At 70.5% G+C, this 15,509-nt stretch carries 14 protein-coding genes; 6 read left to right on the top strand and 8 right to left on the bottom strand.

Annotated elements, in window-relative coordinates:
- Nucleotides 1–523: 523 nt before the first annotated feature.
- Together FH608_RS54000 and FH608_RS52020 are read left to right on the top strand one after the other, a co-directional pair.
- A complete protein-coding gene (locus FH608_RS54000) occupies nt 524–1,990 on the top strand; it encodes an SUKH-4 family immunity protein (protein ID WP_139636277.1) in 1,467 nt (488 codons plus the stop codon).
- A 74-nt stretch (nt 1,991–2,064) separates the two neighbouring features.
- The gene (locus FH608_RS52020) at nt 2,065–2,244 is read left to right on the top strand and encodes a hypothetical protein (protein ID WP_193318929.1); all 180 of its coding nucleotides are present in this window, start codon (nt 2,065–2,067) and stop codon (nt 2,242–2,244) included.
- A 65-nt stretch (nt 2,245–2,309) separates the two neighbouring features.
- On the opposite strand, the gene FH608_RS41710 is transcribed toward FH608_RS52020, so the two are convergent.
- From FH608_RS41710 to FH608_RS41695, 4 genes are all read right to left on the bottom strand, one after another.
- Complete coding sequence (locus tag FH608_RS41710; protein WP_226900372.1) at nt 2,310–2,759, bottom strand: GNAT family N-acetyltransferase; 450 nt, start codon at nt 2,757–2,759, stop codon at nt 2,310–2,312.
- 47 nt (nt 2,760–2,806) lie between these two features.
- The gene (locus FH608_RS41705) at nt 2,807–4,012 is read right to left on the bottom strand and encodes a L,D-transpeptidase (RefSeq protein WP_226900371.1); all 1,206 of its coding nucleotides are present in this window, start codon (nt 4,010–4,012) and stop codon (nt 2,807–2,809) included.
- A gap of 127 nt (nt 4,013–4,139) precedes the next feature.
- Nucleotides 4,140–6,389: an SF1B family DNA helicase RecD2 gene (gene recD2, locus FH608_RS41700; protein ID WP_394367734.1), complete on the bottom strand. Its 2,250-nt coding sequence runs from the start codon at nt 6,387–6,389 to the stop codon at nt 4,140–4,142.
- 88 nt (nt 6,390–6,477) lie between these two features.
- Entirely contained in the window at nt 6,478–6,837 is a 360-nt protein-coding gene (locus FH608_RS41695; protein WP_226900391.1) for a MarR family transcriptional regulator, read from the bottom strand.
- A 268-nt stretch (nt 6,838–7,105) separates the two neighbouring features.
- Between FH608_RS41695 and FH608_RS41690 the strand changes: the two genes are divergently transcribed.
- Complete coding sequence (locus FH608_RS41690) at nt 7,106–7,435, top strand: hypothetical protein (protein WP_139636270.1); 330 nt, start codon at nt 7,106–7,108, stop codon at nt 7,433–7,435.
- 573 nt (nt 7,436–8,008) lie between these two features.
- Here FH608_RS41690 and FH608_RS41685 read toward each other — a convergent pair.
- Complete coding sequence (locus tag FH608_RS41685; RefSeq protein ID WP_139636268.1) at nt 8,009–8,722, bottom strand: TetR/AcrR family transcriptional regulator; 714 nt, start codon at nt 8,720–8,722, stop codon at nt 8,009–8,011.
- A gap of 204 nt (nt 8,723–8,926) precedes the next feature.
- Between FH608_RS41685 and FH608_RS41680 the strand changes: the two genes are divergently transcribed.
- From FH608_RS41680 to FH608_RS41670, 3 genes are all read left to right on the top strand, one after another.
- A complete protein-coding gene (locus tag FH608_RS41680; protein ID WP_139636266.1) occupies nt 8,927–9,670 on the top strand; it encodes a siderophore-interacting protein in 744 nt (247 codons plus the stop codon).
- Nucleotides 9,671–9,703: 33 nt separating this feature from the next.
- Nucleotides 9,704–10,807: an FAD-dependent monooxygenase gene (locus FH608_RS41675; protein ID WP_139636264.1), complete on the top strand. Its 1,104-nt coding sequence runs from the start codon at nt 9,704–9,706 to the stop codon at nt 10,805–10,807.
- A 307-nt stretch (nt 10,808–11,114) separates the two neighbouring features.
- Nucleotides 11,115–13,160 (top strand): SpoIIE family protein phosphatase, encoded by a 2,046-nt coding sequence (locus FH608_RS41670; RefSeq protein WP_226900370.1) that lies wholly within the window; start codon nt 11,115–11,117, stop codon nt 13,158–13,160.
- A gap of 280 nt (nt 13,161–13,440) precedes the next feature.
- Here the strand turns inward: FH608_RS41670 and FH608_RS41660 are convergent, their stop codons facing one another.
- From FH608_RS41660 to FH608_RS41650, 3 genes are read right to left on the bottom strand one after another with little or no spacing between them, the layout of a single operon-like run.
- Entirely contained in the window at nt 13,441–14,235 is a 795-nt protein-coding gene (locus FH608_RS41660; RefSeq protein ID WP_139636261.1) for an ABC transporter permease, read from the bottom strand.
- Nucleotides 14,232–15,113 carry an ABC transporter ATP-binding protein gene (locus tag FH608_RS41655; protein ID WP_139636259.1) on the bottom strand — a complete coding sequence of 294 codons (882 nt, stop codon included), beginning with the start codon at nt 15,111–15,113 and terminating at the stop codon, nt 14,232–14,234. The genes FH608_RS41660 and FH608_RS41655 overlap by 4 nt, the downstream gene beginning before the upstream one ends.
- A complete protein-coding gene (locus FH608_RS41650; RefSeq protein WP_139636257.1) occupies nt 15,110–15,466 on the bottom strand; it encodes a hypothetical protein in 357 nt (118 codons plus the stop codon). Before FH608_RS41650 ends, FH608_RS41655 begins: the two co-directional genes overlap by 4 nt.
- Nucleotides 15,467–15,509 lie beyond the last annotated feature (43 nt).

Below are 15,509 nucleotides of genomic sequence, written 5' to 3'. Positions count from 1 at the left end.
TTGGATCCGCCCAAGGGGGCGCAATCGATCGATTCCGCCCCGCTCCCCCAGCGCCACTGGCCTCCAGAGGCATCCGGACCGTGAGTGTGAGTCCTGTGTGCAGGGCTATCCACGTCTTGGGCCGGGCGCCGTCTGCCGACCGGCAGCGCTTCGTTGGGAGTGGAGTCATGCTGTCGTGCGTGTTCGAGGACTCGTCGTTCGACGAGCGTGCGTTACCGGTGATACTCACCGTGCACAGCGGCACACCTTCCGAGGAGGAGCTGGAAAGTGCCGCCCTCACCGAGTACGACCCGGCGCCGGCGACGCTGGAGAGCACCGCGCGACCGCGTTCCTGGCCGCCAATGCCGCCCGAAACGCCGCCCCGGCCCCACGCACCCGGGCGGCATCCGCGACGAGCCCACCGCCGGCCGCGCCCCCGCCGACGCCCTGCTGCGCCGGCGCGAGGACCCCTACGGGCCGCGCGTCTGCGTCGTCACCGGCTCGCACGCCGCAGGCAAGACCCGGCTGCTGTCCTGGTTCGGCTATGCAGGCGTCTGGGACTGGTCGGACTATCCAGGCCCGGACGAGGCGGCGATCCTCCTGCGCGGGATGGACGTGGACGACGCCGTACGCGACCAGGGTCACCCGCGAACTGCTCGACGACCTGTACGGCCAGGACGGCGTCTTCAGGCCGGACGACGGCGAGATCCATCCCGCGATCGCGCACGTGCCGACCCGCCGCTTCCTGACCGAGGTCGGCGTGCCCGCCGGCGGCCTCCACGAGCCCGGCTGGACGGGCGAGCATCGCCGTTTCGCCCAGCCGATGAGCGAATACCGGTCCGACGGCCTGGACGAGCTGCGCGCCTGCGCGGGCCTGCCGTACGACCTCGGCACCCTGTTCATGCTCGACTCCATGGGCACCTGGTGCGCCGACGACCTCGCGCTCGAGCTGCACACGTACGAGCCGGAGGCCATGGCCGGCGAGGACGCCCTCTGGCCGCCGACGCTGGAGGACTACACGCTCCTCACCTGGACGGAACACGACGCGCGGCCAGTTCGTCCTCATAGTGTGACCGTACTGAGGGAACTCGACGAGCGGCTTCGCGACGCGTCCGCCAGAATGCACCGCGCCGAGCACGTCCGGCGCCTGCGCGAAAGCATCGGACAGCAGGTCGCGGACGTCCGCGCCACCCTGAAGGACCTGGAGCTCTCGCTGGCCCAGGAGGAGCGGGACGTCGCCCGGCTGGAAGGCGGTCCGTCCTCCGTCCTGGCCCGCCTGCTGGGCAACCGCGAGGAGCGCCTGGAGCGCGAGCGCGCCGAGGCGCTGGTGGCCAGAGAACGCGTGGACGGCCACCGGGCCAGGCTCGCCGGGCTCGAGGCCGACGCGGCGGCGGCCGACGCGGAGCTGGCCGCGCTGGCCTCCGCCTCCCTGGAGCACGCCCGGCTGCTGGCGGAGAAGGAGCAGCAGCTCATCCGCGGCGGCGATCCGCTCGCGCGGGAGCTGGCCGACCTCGGCACGGCGCTCGACCAGGTGGAAGCCGACCTGCGCGAGTGCGAGGAAGCCCACCGGGCGGGGCGTGACGCACGCCAGGCCCTCGACGTCGTGCTGGGCTTCCTCGACTCGGCCAGGAACGCCTCCACCTTGGACGTGCTCGGCGGCGGCCTGCTCTTCGACGCCTACGAACACGGCAAGCTCACCAGTGCCGACCAGGCCGCCTGGCACGCGCAGCGGGCGCTGGACGTCTTCTCCCGCGAGCTGGCCGACGTCGGCGTGACGGCCCGGCCGGTGATGCCGAAGATGGACACGCGATGGTTCGTGGACGTCTTCTTCGACAACATCATCTTCGATGCGATCAAGCACCAGCGCATCGAGAAGAGCCGCACCGGGGTGAAGAAGCTGGCGAAGTGGACCCGCGACACCGTGGCCTACTTGGAGCAGCGCCGCACCGGGTTAATGGCCGACCGCACCCGCCTGCTGACCCGCCGCAGCGACCTCCTGCGCCCCGCCTGACCGCTAGTGGGCGGCGATGGTGGCCAGGCGGGGGTGAGGCGGTCGGCCATGAGGCGGTAGCCGTCGGCGTCCGGGTGGAGGGCGTCGTCCAGCAGGAGGTGGGCGTCGCCTGGGCCGAGGACGCCGGGGCCGTCGATGAGGTGGAGCCGGGTCTCGCCGCAGCTCCGCAGCGTCCGTACGGCGTCCGCGACGGCGGTGCGGACCTCGTCGCGGGTCGGCCCGACCTGGTTGGGCAGCCGCTCGCGGGGCGGTGACGTGATCGACGTCGCTCTGCGGGCAGGCCGGTCTGCGAGCCGGGTGGCTGCGCAAGGCGGGCCGGTCAGAGGCGGCGGTGCAGGAGCATGCCGGGCCACTCCCCCACGGTGAAGGGGGCGGTGCGGGTGAAGCCGCAGCTTTCGTAGTAGGCGACCAGGCGGCCGTCGCCGCCGGCGTAGCAGTCGACGCGGACGAGGGCGACGCCGCGGCGGGAGGCCTGGGCGAGGGCCCAGTCGAGCAGGGCGCGGCCGATGCCGTGGCCGGCGTGGCGGTGGTCGGTGACCAGGGCCTGGATGTAGAGCTCGGGCTCGGTGGCGGGGGTGACGTAGTCGGGGGCGGCGCCCAGCACGATGCAGCCCGCGGGACGGCCGTCGTGTTCGGCGATGTGCATGCCGCCGAGTTCGAGCCAGCCGGTGACCTGGCGGGTGCGGCGTTCGTTGCCGGTGAAGGGGTGCTCGCCCCATTGCCCGGTGCGGCCTTGGGCGGTGAGCCAGGCGACGGCGCTGTCGAACATGCCCAAGACGATGGGGACATCGCCGTCGCGGCCGGGGCGGATGTGCATCAGGCGTCGGAGTTCTTCAGCGCGCTGCCCTTTTTCCACTGGGAGAACGACAGCTGCCAGTAGCCCCAGCCGTTGTTCCACTCCAGTTCGCGGTTGGTGCCGGTGATGTCGACGACGTCGCCGCGCTGGACGTTGGTGTAGAACCATTTGGCCTGGTCGGGACGGGCGTTGACGCAGCCGTGGCTGACGTTGCGGACGCCCTGGGCCCAGACGTTGTCCTTGGCGTGGACGTACTCGCCGGAGTTGGAGATGCGGACGGCGTGGTTGATCATGACGTCGTAGTAGCCGGGGTCGCCCTTCTTCCGGCCTGGGGAGATCATGCGGACGGGGTTGCCGCGTTCCATGGTGAGGTGGACGCCGGAGGTCGTGGTGTATTCGCGGGTGGTGGCCATCCCCGCACTGATGCGCATGGTCTGTACGCGTTTGCCGTCCTTGTAGACGTACATCATGTGCTTCTTGACGTCGACCTTGCTGATCTGCTTGGCACCGATCTTGAGGTCGGCGGTGTAGTCCTTGACCCCGTACAGGCCCTTCCCGGCCTTGATGCCGGTGATGTTGGCGTTGAAGGTGACCTTCTGGTGGGCGGGCCAGTACTTGGCGGTGCGGTAGATGACCTTGTTGTCGGCGACCCAGCGCCAGGCGCCGTCGACGGGCTTTTCGGCCTCGACCTCAAGGGCGCGTTCGATGGCGGCCTTGCTGGTGACGGGCTGGTTGAAGGTGACGATGATGGGGGCGCCGACCCCGAGGGTCTCGCCCTTGGCGTTGGGGGTGACGTCGATGACCTGCAGCGCGCGTTCGGGTTTGTCGGTGGTGAACGTGCTGGTCTGGGTGGTGGCGCCGGCGGTGGCCGAGACGGTGTAGTCGGTGGAGGGCTTGAGCGCCGTCCTGGAGACCCACTTGGTCTTGTCGGTGTTGAAGCGGCCCTCGATCTCCTCGTCGCCGGCCTGGACGCTGACGGTCTCCAGGGCGCCGCCGTCGGAGGTGACGACGACCTTCTTGGCCGGGTTGACCTTGGCCGAGCCCTCGGCGGGGGTGATCTTGACCGTGGGGGCCTCGGGGGTGGCGGTGATGGTGGCGTCGGGCGCGCCTGCTTCGCCCTGGCCGGTGCCGTCTTGGCCGGATGAGCACGAGGCGGTCAGGGCTGCCGCCGCGAGCAGGGCAACGGCGGTGGCGGGCTTCCTCCAAGCGGGCGTAACGTTCAACACTGTCCTTTCCCCCACGGCACCAATCACACCCCAAAAACCTTAATGCGGATGCATGTAAGACGCGGAACCAATTGGGGAAGTTCGGTCACATTTCAATCACTTGTGACCGGATGGTGTCCGGGAGGCCTCAGAGACGGTGGGTGAGCCCGGTGTGACGCCGCCCGGCGCCCTTGGTGCGGACGGCCTGGGCCAGCGCGCGGCGCGAGCCGACGATGACGACGAGCTTCTTGGCCCGGGTGATCGCGGTGTAGAGGAGGTTGCGCTGCAGCATCATCCAGGCGCTGGTGGCCAGCGGGACGACGACGGCCGGGTATTCGCTGCCCTGCGAGCGGTGAATGGACACCGCGTAGGCGTGGGCGAGCTCGTCGAGCTCGTCGAAGGCGTACTCGACGCTCTCGTCCTCGTCGGTCAGGACGCTCAGCTTGTGCTCGTCGGGCCGGATGTCGGTGACGATGCCGACGGTGCCGTTGAAGACGCCGGCGGCGCCCTTGTCGTAGTTGTTGCGCAGCTGGGTGACCTTGTCGCCGACACGGAAGACGCGCCCGCCGTAGCGGCGCTCCGGCATGCCCTCACGGGCGGGGGTGAGGGCTTCCTGCAGGGCGATGTTCAGGGCGCCGGCGCCGGCGGCGCCGCGGTGCATGGGGGCCAGGACCTGCACGTCGCGGCGGGCGTCGAGGCCGAAGCGGCGCGGGATGCGGCGGGCCACGACGTCGACGGTCAGGGCGGCGATCTCCTCCGGCTCCTCGCAGGGGAACAGGAAGAAGTCGTTCATGCCCTGCAGGAGGGGGTGGTGGCCGGTGTTGACGCGGTGGGCGTTGACGACGACGCCCGACTCCTGGGCCTGGCGGAAGATCTGGGTGAGGCGGACGCGCGGGATGTCGTCGGCGGCCAGCAGGTCCTTGAGCACCTCCCCCGCGCCGACCGAGGGCAGCTGGTCGACGTCGCCGACGAACAGCAGGTGGGCGCCCGGGGCGACGGCCTTGACGAGTTTGTTGGCCAGCAGCAGGTCGAGCATGGACGCCTCGTCGACGACGACGAGGTCGGCCTCCAGGGGGTTGTCCCGGTCGAAGGTGGCCTCCCCGCCGGGCCGCAACTGCAGCAGCCGGTGCACGGTGGTGGCCTCGTGGCCGGTCAGCTCGGCCAGGCGCTTGGCGGCGCGGCCGGTGGGGGCGGCCAGGATGACCTTGGCGCGTTTGGCGCGGGCCAGCGTGACGATGGACCGTACGGTGAAGCTCTTGCCGCAGCCGGGCCCGCCGGTCAGCACCGCCACCTTCTCCGTCAGCGCCAGGCGGACGGCCTGGCGCTGCTCATGGGCCAGCTCGGCGCCGGTCTGGCCGTGCAGCCAGCTCTCCGCCCGCTCCCAGTCGACGTCGGCGAACGCCTTGAGCCGGTCGTGGCCGGAGCGCAGCAGCGACAGCAGACCCGAGGCCAGCGACAGCTCGGCTCGGTGGAAGGGCGGCAGGTAGACGGCCGGTACGGTGTTGTCGCCGGCGGGGACGGGCTCGCGTACGACGCCTTCGGCCTCGGCCAGCTCCTCCAGGCAGGAGGCGACCAGGTCGGCGGGCACGTCGAGGATCTTGACGGCGTCGGCGACCAGGTTGGGGGCGGGCAGGTAGCAGTGGCCGTCGTCGGCGGCCTGCGACAGCGTGTAGCGCAGGCCGGCCTTGACGCGTTCGGGGCTGTCGTGCGGGATGCCGACCGCCTGGGCGATGGTGTCGGCGGTCTTGAAGCCGATCCCCCACACGTCGTCGGCCAGCTGGTACGGGCGGCTCTTGACGACGGAGACGGACCCCTCGCCGTACTGCTTGAAGATGCGCACCGCGATCGAGGTGGACACGCCGACACCCTGCAGGAAGATCATCACCTCTTTGATGATCTTCTGTTCGTCCCAGGCGGCGGCGATCATCTTCGTGCGCTTGGGGCCCAGGCCCGGCACCTCGGCCAGGCGCTGCGGCTCCTGCTCGATGACCTCGAGGGTGTCGGTGCCGAAGTGGTCGACGATCCGCTCGGCCATCTTGGGACCGATGCCCTTGATGAGGCCGGAGCCGAGGTAGCGGCGGATGCCCTGCACGGTGGCCGGCAGCATCGTGGTGTAGGACCACACCTCGAACTGGCGGCCGTAGCGGGGGTGGGAGCTCCAGCGTCCGTGCAGCCGCAGCGACTCGCCGACCTGCGCGCCGAGCAGGGGGCCGACGACGGTCAGCAGATCGGGGCCGGAGCGCTCGGTGGCCACGCGGGCGATGGTGTAGCCGGTCTCCTCATTGGCGTACGTGATGCGTTCAAGTACCGCGTCGAGACTCGTACCGACTTTTTCGGAACCCGCGTTCGGGCTTCCCTCCGGCCTCCCCACACCGGAGAGACTAGGGCAGATCTTCATCACCGCGACACCCGGCCCGGACAGCCGGGCCGGCGATCCGTCGTCACCACGTGGCCGCTTCTCCCCCTTTGTCACGGATCGGCCCGCCTCAGGTCGAGCGGGAAGGCGGCGGGGCCATCAGCGGACCGGCTTGCGGCGACCGTGATCTTCTCGGCCGTTGCGTGCCCACGGCCTGGTCGCCGCAGGGATCGACACCGGGCTCATCGGGGTGATGGTGCAGTTGACCAAGCGCGAGCCGCCTCTCTCGAGCCGCGGGTGGGAAGAGAAGGATCCCGGGCATGATCCCTGCGGTGTGATCACAGCGGGGGTCGCGCCGCCGCTGCGGATCACGCTCGCGCCTGATCAGACCCTGCTGGGTCAAGTGGCCCACGGCCGTGGAGATCGAGGCGGGACCGGCTTTCAGCCCGCGCGACAGCTCGGCCGCGGTGAGCCTGCCGTCCTCGCTCAGCCACAGGTGAGCGGGGGCAGCACCGTGCTCCTCCTACGCCGGGACCGGCTCGTCGGGATCGAGGTGGCGACGGATCGTGGCGCGGCCGCGTGCTCGGGCCGAGGCCAGTCCCTCGGGGGGTGCCCTCGACGATGAGTTCGCGGAGGAACTCGTCGGAGGTACCTGCGGGATCTGAGCAAGGGGGTACTCAGGCTCAGGTGCCACGGGCCGCGCATGCTGGCCGGAGAGGGAGGGCTGCTGGCCCCCTCTTCCACACAGGAGGCTCACCATGACGCTGCTGAAAGACGTCAGAGGACCATGGCGGATCATCCAACAGGGCGGAACCGTGCTGGATGTCAACGTGTTCAACCAGGACAAGGGAGGCTTCATCGAAGGCACCATCAAGCACGGGAACAACACCGTGAACATCGAGGACGCGCGGGTGACCCAGACCCAGATCACGTTCAGAGCGCCGTGGTCACCCAACAGCAAAGGGCGCTACACAGGGCATTTCGACATCCAGGGTCACATCCAGGGCATCACCTTCGACGAGCTGAACACCGGAGTTCAGGCGACCTGGACCACCCCCGGCACGCCGTTCGGGGACGTCGATTTCTAGAGATCTGCCGCAGAGCAGAACAACACCATCGCCGATTTCGCCCACAGGTCCGGATGATCCGAGCGCGGCCGGGCGGGCCGCGCCCGGGACCGGCCGGAGAGCCGCACGCCCGGCCGGTCCTCCCGTCACGAGGGCTCTGCGCAGGGATACCAGGACGACGTGCCATGGATGGAGCAGCTGGACCCGTCCTGATCCCACCCTGTCACCGTGCGGCCGGTCAGGTCCTCGACGGCGGGGGGCGCGGCGGCCTGAGCGCCGCGCACGTTCCGCGCGGCAATCGTGCCGACGTAAGCCGAACCCGTCCACACGCCGTCCGGACCCTGCAGGCTTCACTCGCCGTTCTCGCGCCACAGGCACAGGTCGCTGTCGGGCGCCCCGCGGGCCCGGGGACGTCGTCCTGGACGTCCTGGACGTCCTGGGGGACGTCCTCACATCACCCGCGTCATCCGCCGATTCGGCAACTGGATCCTCGACCTCAACCCGCCGGCCGCCGCGCCCACCACGCGTCCCGACCTCGAATCCCGCCGCCTGTTCACCCATGACGTCAGCGCCGTCGCCGGCCGGTCTCGGCGGTCATGCCGCTTCGTAGTCGAGGCCGAGGGCGGCGGCCAGGTCGCGCAGGCATTCTTCGAAGACGGGCTCCAGGTCGGTGTAGGCGAAGTCCAGTTGGTGCAGGACTTCCATGCACAGCAGGCCGTACAGCCTGATCCAGCACGACAGGAAGACGTGGGCCGCCTCGGGCGGCAGTTGTCCGTCGATGGCGGCGGAGTAGGCGCTCAGCTGCTCGCGCAGGGACGCGGGCAGGCCGGCCAGGTCGGGCACCGGGAACGGTCGTGTCCGCCACAGCTCGACCGTCAGGTCCAGCAGGACCTGCTCGAACCGCAGGGCGGCCTGGTGGCGCGCCGAGTCCGGCCGCCGGTTCGGCGGGGCGATCGGGCTGGCGAAGATCCACCCGAACTCGGCCGGGTGGGCGACGGCCCAGGCGCGCATGGCGCGGCAGACCGCCAGCATGCGCCCGCCGATCGGCGCGCCGGCGTGGGCGTCGCGGGCCTGCTCCATCGCGGTGGCCAGCTCGCGGAAGAAGTCCGCGGTCACCGCGCCGACCAGCTCGTCGTGGCCGGCGTAGTAGTGGTAGAGAGCCGGGCCGCTCATGCCGACCCGCCGGGCGACCGCGTTGATGGTCACCGCGGCCGATCCCTGCTCGACCAGCAGCGTGCGCGCGGCCGCGTGGATCTCCTCCAGGGTCGCCTGGCGCAGCCTCTGCCGTCTGCTGGTGTGTGCGGACATCCCTTGCCTCTCTGGTCGTTCCCGGCCGCCGTTGACATCTTAGGGCATCTATGTTTCCTTAATGCCTCTAAGGAATCTAGAGGCCCTAAGGAGTGGTCGTGGAACCTCGGTGGTGGATCCTTCTCGCGGCGACGGCGCCGGTGACGGCCGTGTGGTGGCGGATGTCCAGATCCGCCCACCTCCGGCGGCGCAAGGAGCCCTGACATGGCCCGTACGATGCGCGACCGCTGGTTCGGCAGGTACGCCATGGAGGCGACCGTCACCGTCGCCGAACAGGTCACCCCCGCCATGCGGCGGATCCGGCTGGAAACCGACCAGCCCATCGCGTTCCCCTACACACCCGGACAGCACATCAGGATCCAGTTGAAGGACCCGCTGTCGATGCCGGGCATCCTGCGCCCGGCCGAGACACTGCGCACCTACACGATCTGGGACCTCGGCCCCGGCCGGACGGCGGTCGAGCTGCGCGTCCACCTGTATGCGGGCGACGGCATCGGCCTGACGTGGGCGCGGGCGGCCCAGCCCGGGGACCGGACGACCTTCTGGTGGCCGCAGGGCGACTTCTTCACCCGCGAGGCGGCCTACCACGTCTTCATCGGTGAGGAGACCGCCGGCGCCGCCTTCGGCCCGATGATCAGAGCGTTGGGAGCCTCGGCCCAGGTGTTCGGCGTCGTGGAGAGCGAGACCCCCGAGCACGACCTGCCCCTGCCCGGGTCGCCGCCACTGCGCCGCGTCCACCGCCACGGCGCCCCCGCCATCGCCTCCCGGGTACTGCTCGCAGCCGTGGCCGAGCTCGACCTGCCGGGCAACGCCGGCGCCGCCTACGTGGCCGGCGAGGCCAGAACCTGCCAGCTGGTACGCGACTTCCTGGTACGCGAGCGCAACTGGCCACGGACCTCGATCACGACCAAACCGTTCTGGGCCCCGGGCAAGCGGGGCCTGCACTGACCGTCAAGGAGACACGGAAAAGGAGACGCGCACATGAAAGTGATCATCGTAGGAGGCGGCATCGGCGGACTCGCCGCGGCCGTCGCCTTTCACCAGCGTGGCCTGCAGGTGGAAGTCCTCGAACGCGCTGCCGAGTTCACCGAGGTGGGCGCCGGGCTGACCATCCAGCCCAACGGCCTGCGCGCGCTGGACGCCCTCGGCCTGGGCGACCGCCTGCGCGCCGGTGGGCTGGCCGACCCGCTCGCGGGCATCCGCAGCAGCCGCGGGAACTGGCTGGTCCGCAACGACGTCGACAGCCTCAAGCGCCGCTTCGGCCCGTGGGTGACCGTGCACCGGGCCGCCCTGGTCGACCTGCTGAGAGCGGCCGTGCCGCCCGAGGCTCTGCGGCCCGGCGTCGACGTACGGCATGTGCGGCCCGACGGCACGGTCCGCCACAGCGGCGGCACCTCCACCGCGGATCTCGTGGTGGGCGCCGACGGCGTGCACAGCGTGACCCGGCGCTCCCTCTGGCCCCGTCTTCCCGAGCCGCGTTACGTCGGCTACACCACCTGGCGGCTCCTCGCCCCATCTCAGCCCGTCGAGGGCAGCGCGGAAACGTGGGGCAGGGGCGAACGGTTCGGGCACGTGCCGATGCCCGACGGCCGCATCTACTGCTACGTCATGGCCAACGCCCCGGCCGGCTCCCACGTCGGCCTGGACGAGCTGCGCGAACGCTTCGCACGCTGGCACCATCCCATCCCCGCGCTGCTCGACTCCACCCAAGAGGAGGCGGTGCTGCAACACGACACCTACGAGCTGCCGGCGCTGCCGACGTACGTCTCCGGAAACGTCGCCGTCCTCGGCGACGCGGCCCACGCCATGACCCCCAACCTGGGGCAGGGCGCCTGCCAGGCGCTCGAGGACTCGGTCACGCTCGCGCACGCGGTGGACACCCTCGGCGTACGCGCGGGGCTGGAAGCCTACGACCGCGCCCGCAGGCCGCGCACCCAGCTGATCGCCCGCCGTTCCCGCCAGGCCGGAGCCGCCGCGCACTGGACCTCCACGCCGCTGACCACCCTGCGGGACGCGGTTCTGCCCCTGATGCCCAACGGGCTCTTCGCCCGCTCACTCACCCCCGCCTACACCTGGACGATCTGATGCCCCTCCCGCGAATCCTGATCATCGCCGTCGCAGCGATCACGACGGTCGGCGCCGTACTCGCCGAACGAGGCGCACCTCCTGATACGGCTCGTGACTCGCGACGGTGCGCGGAGTGCTTGATTTCACCAAGGCTCCTTATGAGCTGATGCCACGCACGTGGGGCAACGTTTACCCGAATGCCTACATAATTTAGGGATTAATAGGAACGGTCGGTGCTACAGCCGTCAGCGCCTCAGGGGGCAGGAATCACGTTCAAGGGATGCAGGTGAGCGGGGACGTCAAAGGTGAGCGGGGGACGTCGAGAGTGAGCACGGCTGAGACGCAACTGTCCGGCGGCCTGACGCTGCACATCTTCGACTCGGTCCCGGTGGGCGTCGCCGCCACCTGCGGACCCGCCCACCGGCTCGTCTACGCCAACCACACCTACCGGGAACTCGTCGGCGAGCGCACCCGCAGCCTGCCCGGCCACGAGGTGTACAGCGACCTGCGTCCGCTGGGCCACATCTCAGAGCTCGACCAGGTGCTGCGATCCGGGCACACGATCACGTTGCGCAACGTCCCTTTCGAGTTCCGCGGCCAGCCCTGGCGCGAGCGCTACGGCACGGCGAGCATGTCGAGGATCTCGCTCGCGTCCGGCGAGGACGGCGTACTGATCGTCATCACCGAGGTCACCGAGCACCTCGGCCCGGAACCGGCGTTCGGGGCCGTCCAGAGCAGGGCCATCCAGCGCTACCAGAGTCTTCTGCAGCTCGATACCCAGGCGGTGTGGGTGGGCGACCGGCTGGGCCGGATCACCGAGCCGAGCCCCGGATGGCAACGGATCAGCGGGCAGACCTTCGAGGAATACCGGGGCAACGGCTGGCTGGCGGTCGTCCATCCCGACGACCGCGCCCCCTCGGAAGAGGCCGCCTACCAGGCGAGCCTGCGGCAGAGCCACCTGGAGCAGATCTACCGGGTGGCGATGCCGGACGGCACCTACCGGCACATCCGATCACGCGCCGTCCCCATCATCGAGAACGGCGAGGTCGTCGAGTGGGTGGGCGCCTGCAGCGACATCGAGCAGGAGTGGCAGGACGCCCGACGGCGCACGCTGCTCGACCGGACCGCGGCGGCCACCGCCGACCTCGCCGACCTGGAGGAGGTGCTCGGCATGCTCTCCAAGGTGATAGTCCCCACCCTGGCGGACGGCGTCGCCATCTACCTGCTCCCCCAGTTCGAGGACGACCAGACGCTCCTGCAGCCGTTCGTCGCCGAACGGGTGGTGACCACCAACCGGGACGGCATGCCACCGCCGCCGCTGCAGCGTACCGAGAGTTTCGAGCCCGACAGCGTCTTCGCCGAGGTGATCAGAAGCCGCCGCCCGGCCCGCTACGTCTTCCCCCGCGGCGCGCCCCCACAGGACGTGGTGCCGACCGGGGCCGCGGAGTGGTTCGTCAACGCCGGGGTCAACAGCATGGCCCTGGTGCCGGTACTGGTCGACGGCGTCGTGGCCGCGATGGTCGACGCCACGATCTGCGGCAGTCGCGAACCGATGAGCGCCGACGACGTCGACCTGCTGAGCCGGATGCTCGACCATGCCCACGCGCACCTCAGTAGCGCCCTGCGCTTCCAGCGCACCCAGCGGGTGGCGCTGGCCCTGCAGCACTACCTGCTCCCCGAACCACCCGAACTGCCCGGACTGGAGTTCACCGCCCGCTACCGGCCGAGCGTCTCCGCCGCCGAGATCGGCGGCGACTGGTACGACTCCTTCCTGCACCCCGACGGCTCGGCCATCCTGACCATCGGCGACGTCGCCGGCCACGACCTGTCCGCCGCCGTCACCATGAGCCAGCTCCGCAACATGCTGCGCGGCCTGGCCCTGGACCGCCGCGAACCTCCCGGCGACATCCTGCGCCGCCTCAACATCGCCACCGAGGTCTTCCACCGCGAACGCACGGCCACCTGCATCCTGGCCCGCCTGGAGAACCGCGACGGCGAATGGCGGCTCACCTACTCGCTGGCCGGGCACCCGCCACCGCTGCTGGTCACCTACGACGGCACGGCCGGCTATCTGGAGGGCGGCCACAACCCGCTGCTCGGCGTGACCTACGACCGGCCGCGCATGAGCGCCGACACGACCCTGCCGCCGGGCAGCACCCTGCTGCTCTACACCGATGGCCTGGTGGAGCTCCCCGGCGAGGACATCGAGCGGGGCCTGGACCGGCTGCGCCGGAACGCCGCCTCACTGTCCCGCGTCACCCTGGACGTCTTCGCCGACGAGTTGCTCAAGCGGATGCCGGCGGCCCAGAAGGACGACATCGCCATGATCGCCGTACGGGTGCCGAGTACGGTCACCCAGCCCTCCGACTGATGGGCACCTCGGCCACCAGGCCCACGTCGCCCACTTCGTGATCCGCAACCTCACCGCGGCCGAACCGAGCCCCGCACCCGACCTGGACGACCTCATGGACTCCGCCAACCCGGAGGCCAACCGGAGACGTCGGCGCCCCCGCCCAACTCAAGATCGTCGCACAGACGCTGGTCGTGTGCGGATGGAGCCTCTGAGGCCGTACCACGGACATCCGGCGAGGACCGGCCGGCACCGTGCGCGCTCCGCCATGAAGCCGGAGCCTGTCTCCTGCCCCGGGTGGTCACATGATGTCTCGCCGCAAGGGGGCGACGACGGCGACGGCGGCCGCGATCAGGGCGTAGCAGACCAGTACGGCACCGCCTGCCGGCGCGGACAGCAGGTGGGCCTCGGCCGCTCCGGTCTGGCCGGCGATGGCGTCCGCCAGGTAGGTGAACCCGGTCAGGGCGGCGGTGGCGCCACCCGGCAGGTAGGGATAGAGCGCCTTGATCCCCGGGACGATCATCAACACGGTCTCGATCATGTAGAAGTAGGCGCCGACGGCGACAAGGGCGGTGACCTGGTTGCGAAGGAGGGCGCCCACGGCGACGCCCAGCATGGAGTAGACGGCCATGGCCAGGGCGATGCGGGCCAGCAGGGCCGCGACCGTGGCGGCCGGAAGCCCGAGCGTGATGCCCTTGAGCGTGGCCACGCCGAAGAGAGAGGCGCCGGCCGTGGTGGCGGCGATCGCCCCATAGGCGAGACCGGCCCCGGCGTAGATCACCAGCTTGGCCACCAGCCAGGTCCAGCGCCGGGGAGCGAACAACGCCGTGGTGGTGATCGATCGGTGCCGGTACTCCGACGATACGGCGATGGTGCCGAGCAGGGCCGGGGCGAAGACGGTGAACCCGAGCAGGCCCAGGAGCACGTGGGTGCCTTGGGAGGTGTCCAGCCCGGGCAGCGGAGGGGTGAAGTTCTCCGGCCCCACCAGCGCGAGCAGGCCGATGAGCCCTCCGCTGCCCAGCGCGGCGAGCACGCCCCACAGCCAGAGTCTGGTGCTGGTCAGGCGGGTCCATTCCGCTGCGAGGAGCGCGCTCATCCCGAGCCTCCGGTGAGGTCGAGGAACGCTTGCTCGAGGGTGGGGCGCTCAGGGGTGATCTCGTGCAGCATGACGCCGTGGGAGGCGGCCGCGGCGGCGACCTCCGCGGTGCTCAGGCGGTGGACACGCAACAGATCAGGTTGTCGCCGTTCCACACGGATCCCGCTCTGTCCCAGCTTGGCGGCGAAGAGGTCCGCCTGTGGGGATCGGGCCAGCACGGTGGCGGTTGCGTACAGTCCAGTGATGGGGCCCGTGGTGACCAGCCGCCCGTCACGGATCACCACCACGTGGTCGGCCGTGTTCTCGATCTCGCCGAGCACGTGGCTGGAGACGAGGATGGTACGGCCGGCGGCGGCCAGCTCGCGGACGAAGTGCCGCAGCCAGGCGATGCCTTGGGGGTCCAGGCCGTTGCTCGGTTCGTCCAGCAGCAGCACCTGGGGATCGCCGAGCAGCGCGGTGGCCAGGCTGAGGCGCTGCCGCATGCCGGTGGACAGCGTGCGCGTGAGGCGGTCCGCAAAGGCCGACACACCGGTCAGGTCGGCAACCTGCTCGACCCGGGCCGGGCCGTACCGGCCCATGCGGGCGTAGACGCGCAGGTGGTCGCGAGCGGTGTGGGCGGGGTGGAAGCCCGCGCTGTCGAGCACGGCCCCGACGCTGGCCGACGGGTGGGACAGGTCCGCGTAGCGACGGCCGCCGAACGTGGCGGTGCCGGAGGTCGGCGCGACCAGGCCCAGCATCATCCGCATGGTGGTGGTCTTGCCGGCGCCGTTCGGCCCCAGGAATCCGGTGACGATGCCCGCTCGGGCCTCGAAGCTGAGGTCTGTGACGGCGCTCGCCGGCCCGAACGTCTTGGTCAGGCCGCGCACCTCGACGTTCATGCCGTCACCGCGATCAGCCGGCGCTGGAGCCGCTCTGCGTCCGGAACGCTGAGGATCAGCTCGTCGTGGTTCGACACCCGGTCCTTCAGGACGATGCGCAGGCCGCTGACCTCCCGTCGAGCGGCGACCAGACGCCTGACACCGGTCAGCGAGGTCCATGTGCCGATCTTGACGACGCCGGAGACGAGCAGGCCGTAGTGGGTGCCCGTGGCGGCCGCGAGCGGCCGGTCGAGCAGGTGCACCTCGGAGATCATCGCCAGCGGCACGGTCACCGCGCCGGCTCTGGTGAACAGCCGTGTCCATGACGGGAAGCGGACGGTCAGCGTCTCCTGGTGAATCTCTATCCGCATCATGATCCATCCTCTCGATGCGCTATCTGTTCTATTAGTTGTATAT

It is taken from the genome of Nonomuraea phyllanthi (assembly GCF_006334985.2).
Lineage (GTDB): Bacteria > Actinomycetota > Actinomycetes > Streptosporangiales > Streptosporangiaceae > Nonomuraea > Nonomuraea phyllanthi.
This window is presented reverse-complemented; position numbering and strand designations above follow the sequence as displayed.

Excerpts from the sequence above, each read along its gene's own strand:
- FH608_RS41710 (WP_226900372.1), bottom strand. The coding sequence starts at position 2,759 with ATGTTCGACAGCGCCGTCGCCTGGCTCACCGCCCAAGGCCGCACCGGG.
- FH608_RS54000 (WP_139636277.1), top strand. The coding sequence starts at position 524 with ATGCAGGCGTCTGGGACTGGTCGGACTATCCAGGCCCGGACGAGGCGG.
- recD2 (WP_394367734.1), bottom strand. The coding sequence starts at position 6,389 with ATGAAGATCTGCCCTAGTCTCTCCGGTGTGGGGAGGCCGGAGGGAAGC.
- FH608_RS41680 (WP_139636266.1), top strand. The coding sequence starts at position 8,927 with ATGGCCCGTACGATGCGCGACCGCTGGTTCGGCAGGTACGCCATGGAG.
- FH608_RS41685 (WP_139636268.1), bottom strand. The coding sequence starts at position 8,722 with ATGTCCGCACACACCAGCAGACGGCAGAGGCTGCGCCAGGCGACCCTG.
- FH608_RS41650 (WP_139636257.1), bottom strand. The coding sequence starts at position 15,466 with ATGATGCGGATAGAGATTCACCAGGAGACGCTGACCGTCCGCTTCCCG.
- FH608_RS41690 (WP_139636270.1), top strand. The coding sequence starts at position 7,106 with ATGACGCTGCTGAAAGACGTCAGAGGACCATGGCGGATCATCCAACAG.
- FH608_RS41655 (WP_139636259.1), bottom strand. The coding sequence starts at position 15,113 with ATGAACGTCGAGGTGCGCGGCCTGACCAAGACGTTCGGGCCGGCGAGC.
- FH608_RS41675 (WP_139636264.1), top strand. The coding sequence starts at position 9,704 with ATGAAAGTGATCATCGTAGGAGGCGGCATCGGCGGACTCGCCGCGGCC.
- FH608_RS41660 (WP_139636261.1), bottom strand. The coding sequence starts at position 14,235 with ATGAGCGCGCTCCTCGCAGCGGAATGGACCCGCCTGACCAGCACCAGA.